Source organism: Aureimonas phyllosphaerae, from assembly GCF_047943035.1.
Taxonomy (GTDB): domain Bacteria; phylum Pseudomonadota; class Alphaproteobacteria; order Rhizobiales; family Rhizobiaceae; genus Aureimonas; species Aureimonas phyllosphaerae.
On the sequence record NZ_CP181348.1, the window covers coordinates 2799418 to 2820887 of the forward strand.

The 21470-nt window shown below is 67.1% G+C and carries 17 protein-coding genes; 13 read left to right on the forward strand and 4 right to left on the reverse strand.

Going from position 1 to position 21470, the window contains the following annotated elements; genetic code table 11:
- Positions 1-2 precede the first annotated feature (2 nt).
- Together ACLNGM_RS13285 and tsaA are read right to left on the reverse strand one after the other, a co-directional pair.
- A complete protein-coding gene (locus ACLNGM_RS13285; protein WP_416355279.1) occupies positions 3-383 on the reverse strand; it encodes a DUF2293 domain-containing protein in 381 nt (126 codons plus the stop codon).
- Positions 383-871: a tRNA (N6-threonylcarbamoyladenosine(37)-N6)-methyltransferase TrmO gene (gene tsaA / locus ACLNGM_RS13290; RefSeq protein WP_416355280.1), complete on the reverse strand. Its 489-nt coding sequence runs from the start codon at positions 869-871 to the stop codon at positions 383-385. Before tsaA ends, ACLNGM_RS13285 begins: the two co-directional genes overlap by 1 nt.
- A gap of 93 nt (positions 872-964) precedes the next feature.
- Here tsaA and ACLNGM_RS13295 point away from each other — a divergent pair, with 93 nt between their 5' ends.
- The 3 genes from ACLNGM_RS13295 (at position 965) to ACLNGM_RS13305 (ending at position 4480) form a co-directional block, all read left to right on the forward strand.
- Positions 965-1972, forward strand: coding sequence for an ArsR/SmtB family transcription factor (locus ACLNGM_RS13295; protein ID WP_416355281.1), 1008 nt, complete (start codon positions 965-967; stop codon positions 1970-1972).
- A 10-nt stretch (positions 1973-1982) separates the two neighbouring features.
- Complete coding sequence (gene metF, locus ACLNGM_RS13300; RefSeq protein WP_090964011.1) at positions 1983-2885, forward strand: methylenetetrahydrofolate reductase [NAD(P)H]; 903 nt, start codon at positions 1983-1985, stop codon at positions 2883-2885.
- A gap of 374 nt (positions 2886-3259) precedes the next feature.
- Positions 3260-4480 (forward strand): alanine racemase, encoded by a 1221-nt coding sequence (locus ACLNGM_RS13305; RefSeq protein WP_416355282.1) that lies wholly within the window; start codon positions 3260-3262, stop codon positions 4478-4480.
- Between the two features lie 3 nt (positions 4481-4483).
- Here ACLNGM_RS13305 and ACLNGM_RS13310 read toward each other — a convergent pair whose 3' ends face one another.
- Positions 4484-4894: a DUF4112 domain-containing protein gene (locus ACLNGM_RS13310; protein WP_416355283.1), complete on the reverse strand. Its 411-nt coding sequence runs from the start codon at positions 4892-4894 to the stop codon at positions 4484-4486.
- Positions 4895-5045: 151 nt separating this feature from the next.
- Between ACLNGM_RS13310 and ACLNGM_RS13315 the strand changes: the two genes are divergently transcribed.
- The 6 genes from ACLNGM_RS13315 (at position 5046) to ACLNGM_RS13340 (ending at position 13258) form a co-directional block, all read left to right on the forward strand.
- Positions 5046-5942, forward strand: coding sequence for a neutral zinc metallopeptidase (locus ACLNGM_RS13315; protein WP_416355284.1), 897 nt, complete (start codon positions 5046-5048; stop codon positions 5940-5942).
- 94 nt (positions 5943-6036) lie between these two features.
- On the forward strand, positions 6037-8160 hold the full coding sequence (gene glyS, locus ACLNGM_RS13320) for a glycine--tRNA ligase subunit beta (protein ID WP_416355285.1): 2124 nt from the start codon (positions 6037-6039) through the stop codon (positions 8158-8160).
- Positions 8161-8524: 364 nt separating this feature from the next.
- Positions 8525-9964, forward strand: a complete 1440-nt coding sequence (locus ACLNGM_RS13325) for a glycoside hydrolase family 25 protein (protein ID WP_416355286.1) — start codon at positions 8525-8527, stop codon at positions 9962-9964.
- Positions 9965-10073: 109 nt separating this feature from the next.
- Positions 10074-11039: an L-threonylcarbamoyladenylate synthase gene (locus ACLNGM_RS13330; protein ID WP_416355287.1), complete on the forward strand. Its 966-nt coding sequence runs from the start codon at positions 10074-10076 to the stop codon at positions 11037-11039.
- 37 nt (positions 11040-11076) lie between these two features.
- Complete coding sequence (locus tag ACLNGM_RS13335; RefSeq protein ID WP_416355288.1) at positions 11077-12507, forward strand: FAD-binding oxidoreductase; 1431 nt, start codon at positions 11077-11079, stop codon at positions 12505-12507.
- Positions 12508-12682: 175 nt separating this feature from the next.
- On the forward strand, positions 12683-13258 hold the full coding sequence (locus ACLNGM_RS13340) for a DUF6101 family protein (RefSeq protein ID WP_416355289.1): 576 nt from the start codon (positions 12683-12685) through the stop codon (positions 13256-13258).
- A 4-nt stretch (positions 13259-13262) separates the two neighbouring features.
- Here ACLNGM_RS13340 and ubiA read toward each other — a convergent pair whose 3' ends face one another.
- Positions 13263-14264: a 4-hydroxybenzoate octaprenyltransferase gene (gene ubiA / locus ACLNGM_RS13345; RefSeq protein ID WP_416355290.1), complete on the reverse strand. Its 1002-nt coding sequence runs from the start codon at positions 14262-14264 to the stop codon at positions 13263-13265.
- Positions 14265-14406: 142 nt separating this feature from the next.
- On the opposite strand from ubiA, the gene purD reads away from it, so the two are divergent.
- From purD to ACLNGM_RS13365, 4 genes are all read left to right on the forward strand, one after another.
- The gene (gene purD, locus ACLNGM_RS13350; RefSeq protein WP_416358449.1) at positions 14407-15660 is read left to right on the forward strand and encodes a phosphoribosylamine--glycine ligase; all 1254 of its coding nucleotides are present in this window, start codon (positions 14407-14409) and stop codon (positions 15658-15660) included.
- A gap of 99 nt (positions 15661-15759) precedes the next feature.
- Entirely contained in the window at positions 15760-18036 is a 2277-nt protein-coding gene (locus tag ACLNGM_RS13355; protein ID WP_416355291.1) for an acyl-CoA dehydrogenase, read from the forward strand.
- Positions 18033-19316 (forward strand): acetyl-CoA C-acetyltransferase, encoded by a 1284-nt coding sequence (locus ACLNGM_RS13360; RefSeq protein WP_416355292.1) that lies wholly within the window; start codon positions 18033-18035, stop codon positions 19314-19316. The genes ACLNGM_RS13355 and ACLNGM_RS13360 overlap by 4 nt, the downstream gene beginning before the upstream one ends.
- Positions 19313-21433 carry a 3-hydroxyacyl-CoA dehydrogenase NAD-binding domain-containing protein gene (locus tag ACLNGM_RS13365; RefSeq protein ID WP_416355293.1) on the forward strand — a complete coding sequence of 707 codons (2121 nt, stop codon included), beginning with the start codon at positions 19313-19315 and terminating at the stop codon, positions 21431-21433. The genes ACLNGM_RS13360 and ACLNGM_RS13365 overlap by 4 nt, the downstream gene beginning before the upstream one ends.
- The last annotated feature ends 37 nt before the right edge of the window (positions 21434-21470 follow it).

The following is a 21470-nucleotide window of genomic DNA, read 5'->3' on the forward strand; positions in this document are numbered from 1 at the left end:
AATCAGTCGGCGTCGGGCCGCGGTCGCTGCCTGGGCTCGATCCTGCCTTCCGGATCGTCTTCGACGGCTTCGAACTCGTCTTCGCCGGGCTCCGACGTCAACTGCCGGGTCGACCCCCATCGGTCGAGAACCGCATTGATCTCGTCGATGACGAAGAACAGGGCCTCGTCCCGCTCGTAACCCTCGTCGCGCAGATCGTCGTAGTCGGTATGCTGATGCCGGATATGCGCCAGCGTCGATAACCACAGGGCACTTGCCGTCGGCAGCTCCCGCATATGCCGCCAGCCAGCCGCCTCGCGGATCGCCTCGGCATCGACGAACGGGACGCGGGGAATCAGTTGGGTCAACTGCCGCGCGATGGATTTCTGGCGTTCGGTGGGCATCAGGTCTCCGGCGGGCGATCGACACCGGGAAGATAGGGCTTGAGATCGATGAGCGGCGTGCCGTCGAGAACGTCGATGGCGTCGAGGGTGAGCACGCCGCTGGACAGGTCGATCTCCACCAGATGCACCAGGTGAAGGCCGATCGGGTTCGGTCTGACAGGTGAGCGCAGAGCGAACGTGCCCTTGGGTCGTTCCGCATGGCGCGGCATCTGCAACGCCAGATCCCGCCGGCTGCGGTCGAGCCACGTCAGAAGGTGGACCCAGTCGCCGACGTTCAAGCCTTCGAGCGCAGGGCGGAAGGGTGGGTCGATCAGCGCTCGCCCGCCACTGCCACGCTCTCGCGCCTCTCGCAGGTTGCGAGGACATTGCGATCGCTCGGTCCAGGGCGAACGCACGCGACCGATATATGCAAGCGACGCGTCCGGCACTTTTGCCGGATCGACGGCGAACTGCACCTCGCCAGAGCGCTTGTCGGTTTGATCCGTCATGCGTCGCCACGTGTCGCCGGTCGCACTTGCGGCGTGGCGCGTTCACATATAAACATATCTTTATATCTTTGAGGCGTCGCGAAAGGAGACCGCATGCCCGCCTCCTTCGACGACGCCGTTGAGATGATGAAGGCGCTGGCCGAACCGACGCGGTTCCGGCTCGTGCTCCTCGTATCGGAACAGGATCTGACCGTCTCCGATTTGACCGCCATCCTCGGCCAGTCGCAACCCCGGATTTCTCGTCACCTCAAGCTTCTGGTGGAAGCGGGTGTCGTGGACCGCCATCAGGAAGGGTCCTGGGCCTATTTCCGACTTTCGGATCGTCCGCTCGCGGGACGGCTGGTGCATTCGCTGAAGGACAATGTCGGCGGCGACGATAGCGCCTTGTCGCAGGATCGGGAACGCTTGACTGCCGTCCGGCGCGAGCGAGCCGAGAGGGCGGCGAGCTACTTTGCCCGCAATGCCGAGCATTGGGATCGGATCCGCTCGCTTCATGTGCCTGATGCGGACGTTGAGAGGGCCCTCATGACGGCGCTCGCGTCGGCGGGGCGGTTCGAGGCGCATCTCGATGTCGGCACGGGCACCGGCCGTATGCTCGAACTTCTGGCGCCGTTCTCGGAGCGCGCGATCGGCGTGGATGCCTCACGCGAGATGCTGGCGATCGCGCGGGCGAAACTGGACGCTGCGGGCGTCACGCAGGCCACGGTGCGGCAGGGGGATGTGTATCGGCTGCCGGGCCCGCGCGGCAGCTTCGACCTCGTCACGCTTCACCAGGTGCTGCACTATCTCGACGACCCGGCAGCCGCTGTGCGCGAATGCGCCGGGGCCCTGCGTCCCGGCGGGCGGCTGGCCGTGGTGGACTTCGCTCCGCATGCGCTGGAGTTCCTGCGAGCCGAGCATGCGCATCTGCGCCTCGGCTTCAGCGAGGCGGCACTGCGACACTGGATGCACAGGGCCGGACTGGTGGTCGAAACTTTGAAGACCCTGCCGCCCCACGATGACGAAGCGGGGCGTCTGACCGTCACCGTGATCGTCGGCCGCCGGCCGACCGAAACTTCGAACGAACTTGCGGACGCAGAGTCCGCGCTGGCCGTCGCCTGAGGAAGACACCATGATTCAACGCCGCGATACGCGTCCGCCCATCCGGGTCTCCTTCGAGTTCTTTCCGCCCAAGACGCCCGCGATGGAGCAGTCGCTCTGGTCGGCCATCGAGCGCCTCGCGCCGCTGCATCCGGATTTTGTCTCCGTCACCTATGGCGCGGGTGGTTCGACGCGTGAGCGCACGCATCACACCGTCGAGCGGATTCTGAAGGAAACGGATCTGGCTCCGGCCGCGCATCTGACCTGCGTCGATGCGAGCCGTGCCGAGGTCGATGAGGTTGTGCGGCAGTACCGCGCGACGGGCGTGAAGCATTTCGTGGCCCTGCGCGGGGACGGGCAGGGCGGCGCCGGCAGCGCCTACGTGCCGCATTCCGAGGGCTACCGGAACGGGGCGGAACTGGCAGCGGGCATCAAGGCGATCGACCCAGAGATCGAGGTTTCGGTGTCGGCTTATCCGGAGAAGCATCCGGAAAGCCCGGATTTCGCAACCGACATCGACCTTCTGAAGCGCAAGGTCGACAACGGCGCGACACGGGCCATCACCCAGTTCTTCTTCGACAACGACCTCTACGAGCGCTACGTCGAGCGGGCGCGTCGTGCCGGCATCTATGTTCCAATCGTTCCGGGGATCGTGCCCATTCACGACTTCAGCAAGATCGCCCGCTTCTCGGCCGCGACGGGAACCTCGATCCCACTCTGGCTGGCCGAACGCTTCGAGGGCTTGGAGAACGACGCCCAGACGCGCAGCCATGTGGCGGCTGCCGTGTGCGCCGAACAGGTGCTCGACCTCGTCGATCGCGGCGTGTCCGACTTCCACTTCTACACGATGAACCGGGCGGACCTCGTCTATTCCATCTGCCACATCCTGGGCCTTCGCGAGACCGCTCGGGTCGATGAGGCGGCGGCGGCCTGAGCCTTGGGCCGCGCACGAAAAAGGCCGGGTCAGAGACCCGGCCTTTTTCGTCGATGGCTATCGCCGCACTCCCTTAGGAGATCACGCCCGTCACCATGGCGGCGATGAAGACGAAGGCCGCGCAGATCATGAGGAAATTCACGGACCGTGTGAGTTCCAAGTTCAGCCTCCTGCTCACGAGTTGTTACGGATGTTAATCAACCCTTCAACTTCGTAAAAGACGTTTCGTTGCGGGCATGCGTGGCTGGCGGAGCAAAAACGTCTTCCGATTGTCGCATTCGTGAAAAATTGGCGGCGGCCGCGTTTCGGAATCGGTCTTCCTCCTGACATGCAGGAGGATTATCTCCCGCCATTCACCGCCGCGGAGAGTTCCATTGCAACGATTCGAGACCGCCAAGGACGCCGCGCTGGCGCTTCGCCCCGACGTGCCGGTCTACTGCTTCCGGCCGGACGTCCTCGTGGCGGATGCACGCCAGTTCATGGATGCGTTTCCTGGTGAGACCGCCTATGCGGTGAAGACCAACGGCGAGCCGATGGTCCTCGAGGCTCTGGCGAAGGCGGGCGTGAAGACCTTCGACGTGGCCTCGCCGGGCGAGTTCGAAGCCGTGCGCGCCGTCGCGCCGGACGCCGAGATGCTCTACATGCATCCGATCAAGGCCCAGTCCGACATCCGCTTGGCTCTGGAACGCTATGGCATCCGGGTGATGTCGCTCGACCACGAGGACGAGATCGCCAAGATCCTGCGCATCGTGCGTGCCCTGGATCTCGACCCCGGCAGCATCACGATCTTCGTTCGTCTCCAGACGAAGGGTCACGCAGCCTACGAGCTCTCCAAGAAGTTCGGTGCGGCCCCCGCTCACGCCGTGGAGCTTCTGCAGCGCTGCCACAAGATCGGTTTCAAGGTCGGTCTTTGCTTCCACGTGGGATCGCAGATCGAGGATCCGGAGACCTACGAGCGGGCACTCGCGTCCGCCGACTGGGTGCGCAACCGGGCCGACGTCCCGCTGGCCGGCCTCGACGTCGGCGGCGGCTTCCCAGCCGAATATGGCCACGACCCGCGCCGCAAGAAGCGCGACATGCCCGGGCTCGACGAGATCATGTCGCGTCTGCGCGCCGACATGACCGAATGGGGCTTCTCCGACCTACCGTTGGTCGCCGAGCCTGGGCGCGTCGTGGTGGCGCGCGCCTTCTCCTTGATCGTCCGCGTGCTCCTGCGCAAAGGACGGCGGCTCTACATCAACGACGGGATCTGGGCGTCATTGTCGGACTCGTGGACCGGCAAGATCACGCTGCCCGCTCGTTTCATTCCGGATCCAGCCCGCACGTCGCGTAACGGCAATCCAGATACGATCAGCGCCTTCCGCGTGTGCGGCGCGACCTGCGACTCGGTCGATATCCTCTCGCGTCCCTTCTGGCTTCCCGAGACGGTGGACACAGGCGACTGGATCGAGATCGGCCATATCGGAGCCTACTCGCTATCGCTGCGTACGCGATTCAACGGGTTCTATCCCGACACGTTCGTCGAAGTGGAGACCCCCTTCGACGCGGGCGAGCGCGCCGAAGGGTTCGCAAGTCTCGAGACGATGGCCGACTAGAGCTTACCGGCGCTCGGGCGTGACGTCCCGGATGTCCGCCCTTGTCATGTCGAAGTGGTCGAGAATGATCCCGATATTGCGCTTGTGGGCCTTGAAGTAGACGTCAAACACGTCGCCCGCCAGTGGAACGGCGCCGAACATCGCGTCCACCCCGAGATTGCCCACCATACGAGCCAGCTTGCGCTTCGGCAGGCCGAGGCGCCTAGCCTCGTTGACGATGAAGAGGCCGATCAACGCGCCGCCGGCGTCGCCGATGCCCGGCACGAGGCCAAGCAGGGCGTCGGCGCCGAAGCGAATGTCGGTGCCCGGGACGCGGATGGCCGTGTCCATCAAGCGGGCGAGCGCGTTGAGGCGGGCGATGCGGCGCTCGCGATCCTCGGCCCACACGGTTCCGGTATCGGCAAAGGCGGTCATGGCAGTTCCTGGCTCCTCTCGAAACGTCGTCTGACGTCGTCCCAAGAGATGTGGTGAGGGTTCGATCGCGTTGCGAGCACGTTTTCGTCATTCCCTCCAAGGCACCCGCGCCTATCTGCGACCATAAGGGACCCTTGCCGGGAGTGCGGACATGGAATGGCGCGGCCGACGCGAAAGCAACAATATCGAGGACCGTCGCGGAACCGGTGGCGGCGGCGGGTTCGGCGGCGGGGGAATGCGGATCCCCATTCGCGCAGGCGGGGGCGGGGGCATCGGCCTGATCATCATCCTGGCCGTGTTGTGGATCGGCTTCGGTATCAACCCGCTGTCGGTGATCGGCATGGACGACGGCACGACCACGACGAGCACGCAGACGGCGTCGCGCCAAGGGCCGGGCGTTTCGGGGACGTCAGACGAGACGGACAACTTCGTCGCTGTGGTGCTGGGCGATACCGAGGACGTCTGGAACGCGCGTTTCAGCCAGATGGGCCAGACCTATCGCGAGCCGACGCTCGTCCTGTTCGACCGGCAGGTCGCTTCTGCCTGCGGCAACGCGACCTCGGCGTCCGGTCCGTTCTACTGCCCGAACGACCAGAAGCTCTACATCGACCTCGCCTTCTTCCGGCAGCTTCAAGGCCAGCTGAATTCGCCGGGCGATTTCGCGCAGGCTTATGTCATCGCGCATGAGGTCGGGCATCACGTCCAGAACCTTCTCGGCACCCTGCAGCGCACGACCGAACTGCGCCAGCAGTCGTCTGAGACGGACGCGAACGCCATCTCGGTGCGCGTCGAACTGCAGGCCGACTGCTATGCCGGCATCTGGGCGCACGACACGCAGCAGGCCGGCTTCGTTCAGGACGGCGACGTCGAGGAAGCCCTGAACGCCGCCAGCCAGATCGGCGACGACACGCTGCAGGAGCGCAGCCAGGGGACCGTCGTCCCCGACAGCTTCACCCACGGCACCTCGGCGCAACGGGTGGAGTGGTTCCGGCGGGGCCTCACCTCCGGAGACATGAAGCAGTGCGACACGCTTCAGGGCCGCCTCTGAACCGACGCGCCCACGGCCGGCCGGAGCTTGCAATCCGGCCGGCGGCATGGTGTGACCCCACGCGATTGCCTCCAGACGCGACGTGTGACAGCCCATGCCCGACCTCCTTCTCGAACTTCGTTCCGAAGAGATCCCCGCCCGCATGCAGCGCAAGGCGGCGGGCGACTTGAAGAAGGCGGTGACCGACGCCCTCGTCGCGGCCGGGCTGACCTACGAAGGGGCCCGCGAATACTGGACGCCGCGGCGCATCACCCTCGACATCCGCGGGCTTGACGCAAGGTCCAAGGACACCCGCGAAGAGCGCAAGGGGCCGCGCACCGACGCGCCCGGGAAGGCCATCGAAGGCTTCCTGAAGGGCGCCGGGCTTGCCTCGGTCGATCAGGCCGAGCGGCGCAGCGACGGCAAGAAGGGCGAGTTCTTCGTCGCCGTGATCGAGAAGCCGGGCCGTCCGGCCGAGGAGATCGTCGCGGAGGCGATGCCTGGCATCATCCGCGACTTCCCTTGGCCGAAGTCGATGCGCTGGGGTGTCGCCTCGCGCGAGCCGGGCTCCCTGCGCTGGGTTCGCCCGCTCCAGTCGATCCTCTGCGTCTTCGGGCCGGAGAACGGCGAGACGGCGGTCATCGATTTCGAGGTGGCGGGCATCCGCTCCGGCGACCGGACGGTCGGGCATCGCTTCCATGCGCCGGCCGAGTTCAAGGTGCGCCGGTTCGAGGACTATATCGGCCAGCTCGAGAAGGCCTATGTCGTGCTCGATGCCGAGCGCCGGAAGGAGATCATCCGCACCGACGCCGACAATCTCGCCTTCGCGCAGGGGCTCGAGGTCGTGGCTGACGAGGGGCTGCTGGAAGAGGTCTCCGGCCTTGTCGAGTGGCCCGTCGTGCTGGTCGGCAGCTTTGAGGAGACGTTCCTCGAAATTCCGGCCGAGATGATCCAGCTGACGATCCGCACCAACCAGAAATGCTTCGTCACGCGACGTCGCGGACAGGACGGCCTGTCGAACCACTTCCTGTTGGTCGCCAACATCGAGGCGGCCGACCATGGCGCCGAGATCGCGCGCGGCAACGGAAAGGTCGTGCGCGCGCGTCTGTCGGACGCCCTGTACTTCTGGAACACCGACCAAGGCGCGCTGCCGGATAGCGAAGCGCTCGCCGCTTCGGCCGAGCGCTTCGGCCTCGACCTTTCAAAGCCTCTCGACCAGCGCATGGCGAAGCTCGACGCGCTCGGCGTCACCTTCCATGCGAAGCTTGGAACGCAGGGACAGCGCGTCGGTCGCATCGCGGACCTCGCCGCTGTTCTGGCGCCCATGGTCGACGCGGACGCCAGCGAAGCGCGGCGCGCGGCCGTGCTGGCGAAGGCCGATCTCACCACCGAGGCCGTTGGCGAGTTTCCGGAACTCCAGGGGCTGATGGGCCAGAAATACGCCGCGCTCCAGAACGAGCCGGCGTCGGTCCAGAGGGCGCTGGTCGATCACTACAAGCCGCAGGGACCGGGCGACAGCGTGCCGGCCGACCCGGTCGCGATCGCGGTGGCGCTTGCGGACAAGCTCGACACGCTGGTCGGCTTCTGGTCGATCGACGAGAAGCCGACGGGCTCAAAGGATCCTTACGCGCTCCGCCGTGCCGCGCTCGGTGTCATCCGCATCATCCTCGACAACCAGCTCCGGTTGCAGCTGGGATCGCTGCTGACGTCCGGCGACCTCCTGTCGTTCTTCCACGACCGCCTGAAGGTGCAGTTGCGCGAGCAGGGCGCGCGCCACGATCTCGTGGATGCGGTTCTGGGGGGCGCGGGCGAGGGCAAGGACGATCTTCTCGACGTCTCGCGCCGGGTGGCCGAACTCGGTCGCCTGCTCGAGACGGACGACGGTGCGAACCTCCTGTCCGCCTATCGCCGGGCCGCCAACATCCTCGCCGCCGAAGAGAAGAAGGGCACGCAGGTTGCCACGTCGGTCGACCCCGGACGTTTCGTCGAACCCGAGGAGCGCGCGCTGCATGCTGCGATCGTCGAGGCAGAAACGGAACTCGATGCCGCGATGCGGGTCGAGGACTACACCCGCGCGACGGCGGCTCTCGCCAAGCTCCGGGCCCCGGCCGACGCCTTCTTTGAGAAGGTTCTGGTCAACGCCGAGGACGAGAGCGTACGCGCGAACCGCCTGGCGCTTCTTGCCCGCATTCGCTCGGCGGCCGGTCGGCTCGCCGATCTCTCGCGCGTCGCCGGCTGATTCGCCGGCGGATGATTCTCCGCGAGGGCTCTAAGCCCTGCGCAAGCCTTGCGCGCGAGGATCGGTGGCTGGCGAAGCTCACCGATCGCGCTTTCGTGAAACAAATTGTGATCGCGTCGCCTGCAACCCGCCGAATTGGCGGTAGAAGGATCGCCGCGATCGAAGTTGCCTGCGGGCCCTTCGATCTTCTCATGGAGGGGTGGGGCCAGCCGCAGTCGGCTGGGCTTCGTTTCGACTGACCTGATCTCGCTTGGCGCGCCCCTAGGGACCGCCGGCCCGACGAGGGGATGCCCGAATGCCGAGAATGCGCGCCGCCTGTGCGGTTGCCATGCGCTGGGTTTGCGCCATCGCAGCAGGAACGATGATGGCCGGCCTGAGCCCCGCGAAAGCGGAATTCGACCGACCCTGGCGCGACGACACCCGTGCCCTCGTGATCGACGCCTACGAGTTCAATCCGATCAACTGGAAGCAGATGACCGGCGACAAGCGGATTGCCGCCTTCATCAACAAGGCGTCCGATGGTCTGGCGCCTGCCTGGTCGTGCCGCGGCATGTCGGGCGACGACGAGAAGCTCTGCAAGAACCGGTGGTGGAAGTATTCGGTCACGCAGGAACTCTACATGACCCGCCGCGAGATGGCGAAGACGCTGGGTTTGAAGTGGGGTGCCTACCATCTCGGCCGTCCGGGCAACCCGCGCGAGCAGGCCGACCACTTCATCGATTTCGCCAAGCCCGAAGCCGACGAGCTGATCGCCCTCGACATCGAGGACAACGACCCGACGCAGTGGATGTCGCTCGCCGAGGCCGAGGAGTTCGCCCGCCAGATCAAGATCCGCCTCGACCGCTATCCGGTGCTCTACACCAACGGTTCGACCGCCGCCTATATCGCTGAGAACAAGGAGACCTATCCGCTCCTCTCGCGGCTTCAGCTCTGGTACGCGCGCTATCGCGACGACCTGACGGGCGTCTTTCCGGAAGGCCACTGGGACAAGTACGCCCTGTGGCAGTTCTCCTCGATGCACAACTGCAACAAGCGCGCCTGCCCCTATCGCGTCGCCGGCGCGAAAGACGACATCGACGTGAATGTCGCGGCCATGAACGTCGAGGATCTGAAGAAGGCCTGGCCGTTCGACGGCCTTGTGGCGCCGGAGCCAGAACCGCTTCCCGATACCGGGGCGCTGATCGCCAAGGTCGGCGAGGAGGCGCGCGGCGCGGTGGCCGCGATCGCCGAGGACGTTGCTGCGCTTGCCAAGCCGGGCGAGGCGCAGGCCGGCGGCGAGACCGTGCCGGGGACGCTGGCTGCCGCTTACGGGCCTTCGACCCACGCGCCGATCGATCCGCTCAAGCTTCTCACCGAGACCGCTCTCGAGGAGAAGAAGGCGGCCGAGCACCCTTCGCCGATCCTTTCGGCGGTGACGCAAGGGGCGAAGACCGAGCCGGCGCCCCCCGCCGATCGCCCTGTGGCAGGATCTGCGCAGGCGATTGGAACGATCGGCCAGCTCCGCGAGGAAATGCAGGCTGTCCGCGAGATCCTGAGCGACGAGAAGGTCGAAGGAGACGCCGCGATGACGACGCCTGCAGCGTCGGCGACTCCGGTCAAGGGAGCCGAGTTGAAGTCCCGGATCCTGGAATTGATGAAGGCTGCCGAGACGGCGGTCGAAGGCGTGCCCGGCGACAAGCCGGTCGAGGAGAAGAAGCCGGAGGAGCGGGCCGAGCTTTCGGCCCCTCGCGGCGGCTGGACCATCCTGTCCAGCTTTGCCGCGCCTGAACGGCGGGTAGCATCGGCGTTCCGCGCGACCCGTTGACGCCTGCCACCCTTGTCGATCTCACCCATCCGATTCTCGGGCCGCCACCTTGCCTGAAAATGGCGTGGGGGTGCTTTCCGATGGGGCTGCCTGCCTCTAAACCCGTCGGATGATGGAAACCCGCACCATTCCGCTTCAGGGCGAAGCCGCCGAACGCGACGTGGCCGAGCGGTTGGCGCGCGGCGAGCTTGTCGCGGTGCCGACCGAGACGGTCTACGGGCTCGCCGCCGACGCGGCGAACGGCGAAGCCGTGGCGCGCATTTTCGAGGCGAAGGGGCGGCCCCGCTTCAATCCTCTGATCGCTCACGTCACCGGACGCCCGATGGCCGAACGCTACGCGGTAACCGACGCGCTGGCTCATCGATTGATGGAAGCCTTCTGGCCGGGCCCGCTGACGATCGTCCTGCCGCTGCGGCCCGGCGCGCCGCTTCATCCGCTGGTGACCGCGGATCTGCCGACTGTCGCCCTTCGCTCGCCGCAAGGCGGGCTGTCGCGCATCCTCGCGTATCTCGACCGGGCCGTCGCCGCTCCGAGCGCCAATCGGTCCGGCCGCGTCAGCCCGACTTCGGCCGCGCACGTCCTGCGCACGCTGGACGGGCGCATCGAGGCGGTGGCCGATGCGGGCGCGGCTGCGCACGGCATCGAATCGACGATCGTGCAGCCACGGAGCGACCATGTCGTGCTTCTGCGACCGGGGGCAGTGACGGCTGCTGAGATCGAGGCGGCCAGCGGGCTTCCCGTCCGGCGGCACGACGGCCACACGATCGTCGCACCGGGCCAGATGCGCTCGCATTACGCGCCGCACGGTCGTGTTCGGCTGGATGCACCCGAACCGCTGGCCGGCGAGCACTTCGTCGCCTTCGGTCGTCTCCCGGAAGCCGCCGCGGCGCGCGCGGCCGCCGTCTTCCAGTTGAGCGAGACGGGCGACCTCCGCGAGGCCGCAAGCCGCCTGTTCGACGCGCTGTCGACCTTCGACGCGCCTGAGATCGAGCGGATCGCGGTGGCGCCTATTCCACGCGAGGGCCTCGGCGAAGCGATCAACGACCGTCTGTCGCGCGCCGCTGCCGATCGCTGATCTCGACGCGCGGCGGGCAGGGGCCTAAACCTCGCTCATGACCGAGCTCGCTCCCCTCCCGCTTTCCGACGCCCTTCGCGACCGCTTCGCCGCGCTCGTTCCGCCCGGCCGCGCGCTGACCGAAGCGGCGGATCTTGCGCCCTATCTGAAGGAGACGCGCGACCTCTTCCCCGGCCGCTCCCGGCTCGTTCTGCGACCGGGAACGGTGGAGGAGGTTTCGGCGATCCTGAAGCTCGCTTCCGAGACACGGACGCCGGTCGTGCCGCAGGGCGGGAACACCGGTCATGTCGGCGGCCAGATGCCACGCTCCGAGGCCGAGATCGTCCTGTCCCTGTCGCGCCTCGACCGGATCCGCGACCTCGATGCCGCGGGCCATACGATCACCGTGGATGCGGGCGTCGTGCTCCAGCGGGTGCAGGAGGCGGCCGACGAGGCGGGGCTGCTCTTTCCCATGTCGCTCGGCTCGGAAGGGTCCTGCCAGATCGGCGGCAATCTGGCATCCAATGCGGGCGGGACCGGGGTCATCGCCTATGGCAACAGCCGCGAACTCTGCCTCGGGGTCGAGGCGGTTCTCGCCTCGGGCGAGGTCTTCCACGGCCTCCGCCGCCTCAAGAAGGACAATCGCGGCTACGATCTTCGGCAGCTTCTGATCGGCTCGGAGGGCACGCTCGGCGTCATCACCGGCGCGGTGCTGCGGCTGTTCCCGAAGCCGAAGGGGCGTGAGGTCGCCTATGCCGGCCTCGCCTCATCGGAAGCGATGCTTTCACTCTTGGCGCGCGCTGAAGGTGCAGCCGGAACGCAGCTCACCGCCTTCGAGATCATGCCGCGGCTGGCGATGGAGTTCACCGTGCGCCACACACGCGGCGCACGCGATCCCTTGGCCGGTCCGCACGCCTGGTACGTGCTCCTCGAAGTCTCGTCCAACCGGTCCGGCGACGATGCGCGCGAGACGATGGAGGGCATCCTGTCCGGCGCCCTCGAAGCCGGCGAGATCGAAGATGCCACGATCGCGCAGTCCGGGGCCGACGCGACACTCTTCTGGCGCATGCGCGAAGAGATGAGCTGGGCGCAGAAGCCGGAAGGTGGATCGATTAAGCACGACGTGTCGGTGCCGGTGGCGAGAGTGCCGGAGTTCCTGAGCCGGGCAGATGCGGCGGTGAGCGCGGCGATCCCGGGGGTTCGAATCGTCTCGTTCGGGCACCTTGGCGACGGCAACATCCATTACAACCTGTCGCAGCCCGTCGGCGCCGACAAGCAGGGCTTCCTCGACCGCTGGGGCGAAATCAACGCGCTGGTGCACGGCATCGTCGCGGACATGGACGGCAGCTTCGCCGCCGAGCACGGCATCGGCCAGCTGAAGCGCGACGAGCTGGCCCGGACGAAGCCCGCGCTGGAGATGGAACTGATGCGCGGCATCAAGCGGCTCTTCGATCCTTTCGGAATCCTGAACCCCGGAAAGCTTGTTTAAAGTTCTCTTCAAAGTTACGGTTTGGACACCCTGATGTTGGTCAGGTTCACTTAACTGAACTTCTTAGCCCGAGCGCAACTCGCTCTCGTTAGTCTGCAAGCATCGAAGGCCGGGATACATCGGCCGAATGAGCAAGACCTCTCAAGGTCTGCGGATCAACAGACGAGGACACGACATGAGCGTGGTTCACCATCAGACGTCCGTGAAGCCCGAGTGGGCCAGCACGCCGATCCGCCTCGATCCCGCGCTTGCCGACCGCAAGCAGAGCTTCGAACTGGTGCAGGACGGCGAGGTCGTCTCCTACCGGATCGATCGCCGCGGCGCGGTGATCCGGCGCACGCTGCAGAAGAGCGGCCTGCCGGTGTCGATCGCTCTCGCCGCCCGCTCGTTCCGCGGGATCGCGGCCCGCGCGATGGAGAACGGCGAAGGCGAGATCACCGTCACGCTCGAACTGCATCACGAAGACCCGACGATGTCGGTGCCCCTTCTCGTCGCCTCCGACCTCTACGACGTCGCGGCCGACTGGCGCGGCTGGTCCGAACTCTTTCGCCTGCCGATGCTGATGGTCGAGGCCGACGGCTCGGTGACGGCGCTGGAGGACTCGCTCGGCCAGGTCCGCCGCAACGATCCGATCGAACGCCGCGGCAACGCCCACCGCGGCCGTCGCCCGCGCTTCCTCGCCCGTCGCAAGCCGGGTGGTCTCGGCGTACGCCTGATGGTTCAGGGCGAGGAGATCATCGCCCGCGGCTGACCCGTCAGTAGAGGCGGGGGAACGAGAGCATCCACAGGCTGGAGAAGACCAGCCCGAGGAAGATGATCCAGCCGAACAGTCCGTTCGACTTGAAGAGCTTCAGACACTCGTCGGCATTGTCGATGTCGAGGCTGCGGATCTGCCAGCCCATCTGCACGGCCCCGAGGAGCAGCCCGGCATAGGCCGGCCACGCGGGACCGGCGCTGCCCACGCCCGCCTGCCGGAAGGCCAGCGCGAAGAGGACGAGCGCGCCGCCGTAGAGGAGAACCAGCGCCGTTTTGGTGCGTCGACCGAACAGCCGTGCCGTCGAGCGTACGCCGACGAGGGCGTCGTCCTCGCGGTCCTGATGGGCGTAGATCGTGTCGTAGCCGACCGTCCAGAGCACCGCCCCAAGATAAAGCAGGAGCGGGCTCAAGGAGAGCGTGCCCCAGAAGGCCGCCCAGCCCATCAGCGCGCCCCATGAGAAGGCGAAGCCCAGGCCGAGTTGCGGCCAGTCCGTCACCCGTTTCAAGAACGGATAGACCGCGACGACCCCGAGCGACGCGATGCCGAGCACAATCGCGAAGAGATTGAATTGCACAACGACGAGGAGGCCGACCAGCGCCTGTGCCACCAGGAACGCCTTCGCACGTCCGGGTGTGACCCGGCCCGACGGCAATGGGCGCGATCGGGTGCGCGCGACCGTCGCGTCGATTTTCTGGTCCACGAGGTCGTTGTAGGTGCAGCCGGCGCCGCGCATGGCGATGGAGCCGATCAGGAACAGGATGAGGTGCCAGAGGTCCGGTAGCCCGGTGTGCACGGCCGAGGGTGCCGCCCATTGGGGCGCCAGCGCTGCCGACCACCAGCAGGGCCAGAGAAGAAGCTGCCAGCCGATCGGCCGGTCCCAGCGCGCCAGCTGCGCATAGGGCCAGAGCGCCCGGGGCAGCAGGCGGTAGACCCAGTTCTCGGACGGGGCATCCACCACCCGGTCGACCGGGTTTCCCCTTGAATCATCCTGAAAACGCATGGGACAGGCAAAAGCCCGCCGAGGTCCATCCCGTCAAGCCCCGGCCGGCGGAGCGGGCAAATCACTTGACCCCCCGCGCACCGAGCCTCTATCGCCGCCCCATGGTCGCTCTTCGCGCAACGGGCATGGAAACATCATGGCTATCGACGTCCTTCTGATCGGCTCCGGTGGCCGCGAACATGCGCTGGCCTGGAAGTTGCGGCAGTCGGCCGAACTCGGCCGCCTCTTTGCCGCGCCGGGCAACCCAGGAATCGCGAAGGTCGCGGAACTCGTCCCCCTCGATGCCGCCGACCATGCGGCCGTCGTGGCTTTCTGCAAGCGCGAGGCGATCGGCCTGGTGGTCGTCGGGCCGGAAGTGCCGCTCGTCGCCGGGCTCGCCGACGCTCTACGCGAGGTCGACATCGCCGTGTTCGGTCCGAGCGCCGCCGCCGCGCGCCTCGAAGGGTCCAAAGGCTTCACCAAGGATCTGTGCGCCAGGAAGGACATCCCGACCGCGCGCTACCGTCGCTTCTCGAATGCCGGGGAGGCGAAGGCCTATGTGACGGCAGAGGGCGCGCCGATCGTGGTCAAGGCGGACGGGCTGGCCGCCGGCAAGGGCGTGACGGTCGCCGCGACCGTCGACGAAGCGTGTTGTGCCGTCGACGACTGCTTCGCCGACGCTGCTGATGGCGTCGAAGTGGTGGTCGAGGAGTGCATGGTGGGGCCGGAGGCCTCGCTCTTCTGCCTCTGCGACGGCGAGAACGCGATCGCCTTCGGCACGGCGGAAGACCACAAGCGCGCTTTCGATGGCGACCGGGGACCGAACACCGGCGGGATGGGCGCCTACTCGCCCTCCGGCCTGATGACCCCGGAAATGACCGAGCGAGCGATGCGCGAGATCGTGCGCCCGACCCTGGAGGGCATGCGCGACCTCGGCACGCCGTTCCGCGGCGTTCTTTATGCCGGCCTGATGCTGACCGCCGAAGGGCCGAAACTCATCGAATACAACGTCCGCTTCGGCGACCCGGAAGCGCAGGTGCTGATGATGCGGCTTGAAAGCGATCTCCTGCCCATCCTTCTCACCGCGGCCACCGGCTCGCTCGAAGAGCTGGAACCGCGCTGGTCGCCGGAACCTGCGGTCACGGTGGTTCTCGCCGCCAAGGGCTATCCCGGCGCGGTGGAGAAGGGGACGGCCATCGGTTCCGTCCCGGAGGAGGGCGAGGGCGAGATCGTCTTCCACGCAGGAACGGCCTTGAAGGACGGGCGACTCGTCGCCAACGGCGGTCGTGTCTTGAACGCCACGGCGCGTGATGCCGACATCGGTCGGGCGATCGAGCGCGCCTACGCCCTCGTCGACGCCGTCGACTGGCCGGACGGCTTCTGCCGCCGCGACATCGCGCATCGCGCGCGGGGATGAACCGACCGACATTGACGTGAACGGCATGGCATTGACCGCTCGCCACCATATGTGACGAACGAGCGCATCGCGCGGCCGGCGACCCGTGGGAGGAGAACCATGTCGTTTCGAAAAAGGCGTCTGACCCGCCCGATCTTCCGTTGGGCTCAGACCGCCATGCCGCCGATCTCGGACACCGAAGCCAAAGCGATCGATGCCGGCACGGTCTGGTGGGACGGCGAGCTCTTCAGCGGCGCTCCCGATTGGGACAGGCTTCTCGCCATGCCCCCGGCGCGGCTGACGGACGAGGAACAGGCCTTCCTCGACGGCCCAGTCACCGAACTCTGCGCGATGATCGACGAGTGGAAGATCGTCTGGGAAGATCATGATCTGCCTCCGGAAATCTGGGATTTCCTGAAACGAGAAAAGTTCTTCGGGATGATCATTCCGAAGGAATACGGCGGCCTTGGCTTCTCCAATACGGCCCATTCCGAGGTGGTGCGAAAGGTGTCGTCGGCGAGCGTGGCGGTCGGCGTGACTGTCATGGTGCCGAACTCGCTCGGCCCCGGCGAACTCATGCTGCATTTCGGCACGCAGGCGCAGCGCGACCACTGGCTGCCGCGCCTTGCCGACGGGCGCGAGATCCCATGCTTCGGCCTCACCTCCGACCGGGCCGGCTCGGATGCGGCGGCGATGACGGATCGCGGCGTCGTGGAGTATGGCGAGTTCGAGGGGCAGCGGACGCTTGGCATCCGTCTGAACTTCGCCAAGCGCTACATCACGCTCGCGCCCGTCGCGACCGTGATGGGCCTTGCGTTCAAGCTGTTCGACCCCGAGGGCCATCTCGGCCGAGGCGAGAACCTTGGCATCACGGTCGCCCTGATCCCGACGACGACGCCGGGCGTGCGCCACGGCGACCGACATATCCCGCAATTTACCTTCTTCCAGAACGGGCCGCTCTACGGGGAGGACGTGTTCATTCCAATGGACTGGATCCTCGGCGGCGAAGCGCAGATCGGCGAGGGTTGGACCATGCTGATGAAGGCGCTGGCGACCGGGCGCGGCATCTCGCTGCCCTCGCAGGCCGCTTCGGCGACGGCGATGACCGCGCGCATGGCCGGCGCCTATGCGCGCGTGCGCCAGCAGTTCGGCCTGCCCATCGGCATGTTCGAAGGCATCCAGGAGCCGCTCGCGGAACTTGCCGCCAATGCCTATCAGGTGGACGCCGCACGCAGGCTGACGGTCGCCGCGCTCGATGAAGGGCATCGGCCTTCCGTCATCTCCGCTATCATGAAGCAGAACGCGACCGAGTTGATGCGCAAGTCCGTCGCGCACGCGATGGACATTCTGGGCGGCAAGGCGATCATCGACGGGCCGTCCAATCCGATCGGCGCCTCGCACCGCTCGGTTCCGATCGGCATCACGGTCGAGGGCGCCAACATCCTCACCCGTAACCTGATGATCTTCGGGCAGGGTGCGATCCGTGCCCACCCTCACATGCTCGACGAGATGCGTGCTTTGTCCAACCCCGACCGTGAAATGGGGCTGGCCGAGTTCGACCGGCATTTCTGGAAGCACGTCGGTCATTCCACGACGAACCTCCTGCGCACGTTCCTGTTCGGCTGGACCGGTGGGCTCGCCGCGCCTGCGCCGCGTGGCTCCGCGTTCACCAGCCATTGGCGGCAGCTGACCCGTTATGCCGCGACATTCTCCATGCTGGCCGACCTCGCATTGTTGACGCTTGGCGGCAGCCTCAAGCGGCGCGAGATGATCTCGGCTCGTCTCGGCGACATCCTGTCGGAACTCTATCTCCTCGGCGCCACGCTGAAGCGCTTCGAGACGGATGGCCGCCCGGAGGTCGACAAGCCGGTCGTCGAGTTCGTGATGCAACGAGGCTTCAACCGGATGGGCCTCGCCTTCGCCGGCGTCTTCGCCAACCTGCCGGCGCGCTGGGCCGCGATGGGAGCCCGCATCATCGCCTTTCCGCTCGGCGTTCCGCTCCGCCCGCCGGCCGACGAGCTGGTGACGGAGGTCGCTGAAATCCTGATGCGTCCGTCATCGCAGCGGGACCGGCTGACGCCGGATCTCTATCTCGGCGAAGGACGACCCGACCATCCGATCGCCGTTCTCGAAGAGGCGTTCACGAAGGTGACCGAGACCGCTGCGATCGCCAAGCGGATGCGCGAAGCCAAGCTGCGTGATTCGCAGGCAGCGCTGGAGGCCGGCGTCATCACACCGGAAGAGTTCGAGGAACTCGCCGTCGCCGAGGCCGCGGTCGCGCGCGCGGTGGCGGTGGACAGCTTCCCGATGGAGATGGTGTCGCCGCTCGCCGCGCAGCATCGGCGCGCCGACCACGAACGCCGGGACGACGACGCGCGCGCCGAGGCCGCCGAATGACGAGAGCCGTCTATCTCGTCGACGGTGCCCGCACGCCCTTCATCAAGGCGCGTGGCAAGCCGGGACCTTTCACGCCGGTCGATCTCGCAGTCCAGTGCGGTCGCCCACTGTTGATGCGTCAGGGGTTCGATCCCGCTCTGATCGATCTCGTGGTGCTTGGATGCGTCAACGTCATCGCCGATGAGATGAACCCGGCGCGCGTCGCGGCGCTGCGCCTCGGACTGTCCGATACCGTCCCGGCACACACGGTCCAGATCAATTGCGGCTCCGGCATGCTTGCGATCGACGACGCGATGCGCGCCGTCGCGGACGGCCGCTCGGAGATCGCGCTGGCGGGCGGGGCGGAGGCGCTCAGCCACTCGCCGCTGGTGCTGAGCGGCGATGCGGTCCAGTGGTTCGCGCGCCTCAACGCCGCCCGTTCGACCGGCGCACGGCTGAGGGCTCTCGCGGGACTGAAGCCCGGATACCTCAAGCCCGTTATCGGGCTGGAGCGCGGCCTGACCGATCCGATCACCGACCTGAACATGGGCCAGACCGCCGAGAAGGTCGGCCACCTCTTCGGCGTTACGCGGCGCGAGGCGGACGAGTACGCCGCCGAAAGCCATCGCAGGCTCGCCGCCGCGCAGGCGGACGGCACCTTCGCGGACGAAGTCGTTCCAGCCTTCTCGCGTGACGGGCGCGTCTTCGACCGAGACGACGGCGTGCGGCCCGATTCCACCGCGCGCAGCCTCGGCGGCCTGAAGCCGGTGTTCGAGCGGCCCTATGGCAACGTCACCGCCGGCAATTCCTCGCAGATCACCGACGGCGCGAGCTGGACGCTTCTTGCTTCGGAGGAGGCGGCCGCCCGGCACGGACTGACACCTCTTGCGCGGATCGTCGATTGCCGCTGGGGCGCGCTCGACCCGTCGATCATGGGATTGGGACCGGTGATCGCGATCGCGGCGCTTCTCAAGGAAAATAGGCTTTCGCCGTTCGAAATCGGGCTGTTCGAGATCAATGAGGCGTTCGCTGCTCAGGTCCTCGCCTGCGTCCGGGCGCTCGGCGACGAGCGCGTCGGGCGCGAGGTGCTCGGGTTCGAGGGCGCCGTCGGCGAGATCGCGGCCGACCGGTTGAACGTCGACGGCGGCGCCATTGCGCTGGGGCATCCTGTCGGCACATCCGGCAACCGCATCACGCTCCACCTCGCCAACGCCATGCGCCGCCGCGGTACCCGCTACGGGATCGCCAGCCAGTGCGTCGGCGGTGGTCAGGGCGGCGCGCTGCTCCTGGAGGCCGCATGAAGGCCAATGACCTCCACATGACCGGCGCAAGTCTCCTCAAGGCGCTGTCGGATCGCAAACTCGAACTATCCGGCGCCGCCGACGTCGAACGTCAGGGCAACTGGCGCCAAGCGATTGATGAGGACGGGGTCGCCTGGTGGGTCCTCGACCGGCCGGGCAGATCCGTCAACACGATCGATCGAAGCGTCCTCGAAGAGCTCGACGCTCTGATCGATGGCGCGGAGGCCGCACCGCCGCGTGGCATCGTGATCCGCTCCGCCAAGCCGTCGGGCTTCGCCGCCGGTGCCGACATCGCCCAGTTCGTCGGCGCGGGCAGCGCCGAGATCGCCGCGATGCTGGGTGAGGGCCACCGTGTCCTCGACCGGCTGGCCGCCCTGCCGATGCCGACCGTCGCCGTGATCCATGGTCACTGTCTCGGGGCCGGGCTGGAGATCGCGCTCGCCTGCCGCCTCCGCATCGCGGTGTCCGACGCGTCGCTCGGCTTCCCGGAGGTCATGCTCGGCCTTCATCCGGGGCTCGGCGGAACGTTCCGCTCGCACGCGGTGGCCGATTCGTTAGAAGCGATGACGATGATGCTGACCGGCAAGAGCGCGACCGCGCGACGCGCGCGGCGGATCGGATTGGTTGATGCCGTGTTGGAAGAACGCCACGTTCTCAACGCCGTGCGCGCGGCGGTTGGCGGCGAGCTTCATCCGGCTGGCGCCGGCTGGAAGGGCCAGGCCTTCGCGCTGCGTCCGGCCCGTAGCCTCGCTGCCCGGCGCATGCGTGCGCAAGCCGCGAAGGCGGCGCGACCGGAGAACTACCCGGCCCCGTTCCGGCTGATCGATCTCTGGGAAGCCCACGGCGGCAGCGCGGATCGCATGCGCGCGGCCGAACTCGAAAGCTTCTCGCAGCTCATCGAGACGCCGACCTCGCGCAACCTCGTCCGCGTCTTCTTCCTGCGCGAGGCGATGCGCGGCCTGAAGGACGGACCATCCGGGATTCGACGTGTCCACGTCATCGGTGCGGGCGCGATGGGCGGCGACATCGCGGCCTGGGCAGCGCGGGAAGGCTTCCGTGTCTCCCTGTCCGATATCGATGCGAAGCCGATCGGCGAAGCGCTGCGCAAGGCGGCGTCGATGCTGGAGAAGACGCTGAAGGACAAGCTCAAGGTTCGCGACGCGCTGGACCGGCTGGTGCCCGATCCAGCCGGCTTCGGCATTGCCGGCGCCGATCTCGTGATCGAGGCGGCCCCGGAGCGGCTGGACCTCAAACAATCGATCCTGCGCGATGCCGAGGTGCGGATGAAGCCCGGCGCGCTCCTCGCCTCCAACACGTCGGCTCTGCCGCTGCCCGACCTCGCCGTGGGGCTCGCCGATCCCTCGCGGTTCGTCGGCCTGCACTTCTTCAATCCCGTATCGCGGATGCAGCTGGTCGAGGTAGTCCGGCACGATGGGCTCTCGCCCGAGACGTTGCGCCGCGCGACGAGCTTCGTCGCAGAGATTTCACGCCTGCCGGCGCCGGTGAGGCCCAGCGCCGGCTTCCTCGTGAACCGGGCGCTGACCCCCTACATCGCCGAGGCGATCCTCCTGATGGGCGAGGGCATTCCGAAAGAGCGGATCGATGCATGCGCCGAAGCCTTCGGCATGCCGATGGGGCCGATCGAACTCGCCGATCGCGTCGGGCTCGACATCGCGGTCGAGGTCGCACAGACGCTGGCCGAGCGGCTCGGCATGCCGCTGCCGGAGATGCCGGGCTGGCTCCACCAGATGGTGCGCGAGGGCCGTCTCGGTGTGAAGACGGGTGCGGGGCTCTACGATTACGACACGGACGGCAAGCCGAAGAAGATCCACCCGGATGCCCTGCCGGACGGCTCGGTCGACGATCCCGACCTCGAGGATCGGCTGATCCTGCCGATGGTCAACACCGTCGTCGCGTGCCTGCGCGAAGGCGTGGTGGAGAGCGAGGAGATCGCCGACGGCGCGATGGTCTTCGGCACAGGGTTCGCCCCGTTCCGCGGTGGTCCGATCCGATATGCCCGCGAGCGCGGTGTCGACACAGTGATCGCGCGGCTGCGTGAACTCGAAATGGCGCATGTGCCACGGTTCCGGCCGGACGCCGGTTGGGACCGTCTCTGACGCGACCGTTTGAAATTTTGACGTTCACGTCAAAGTC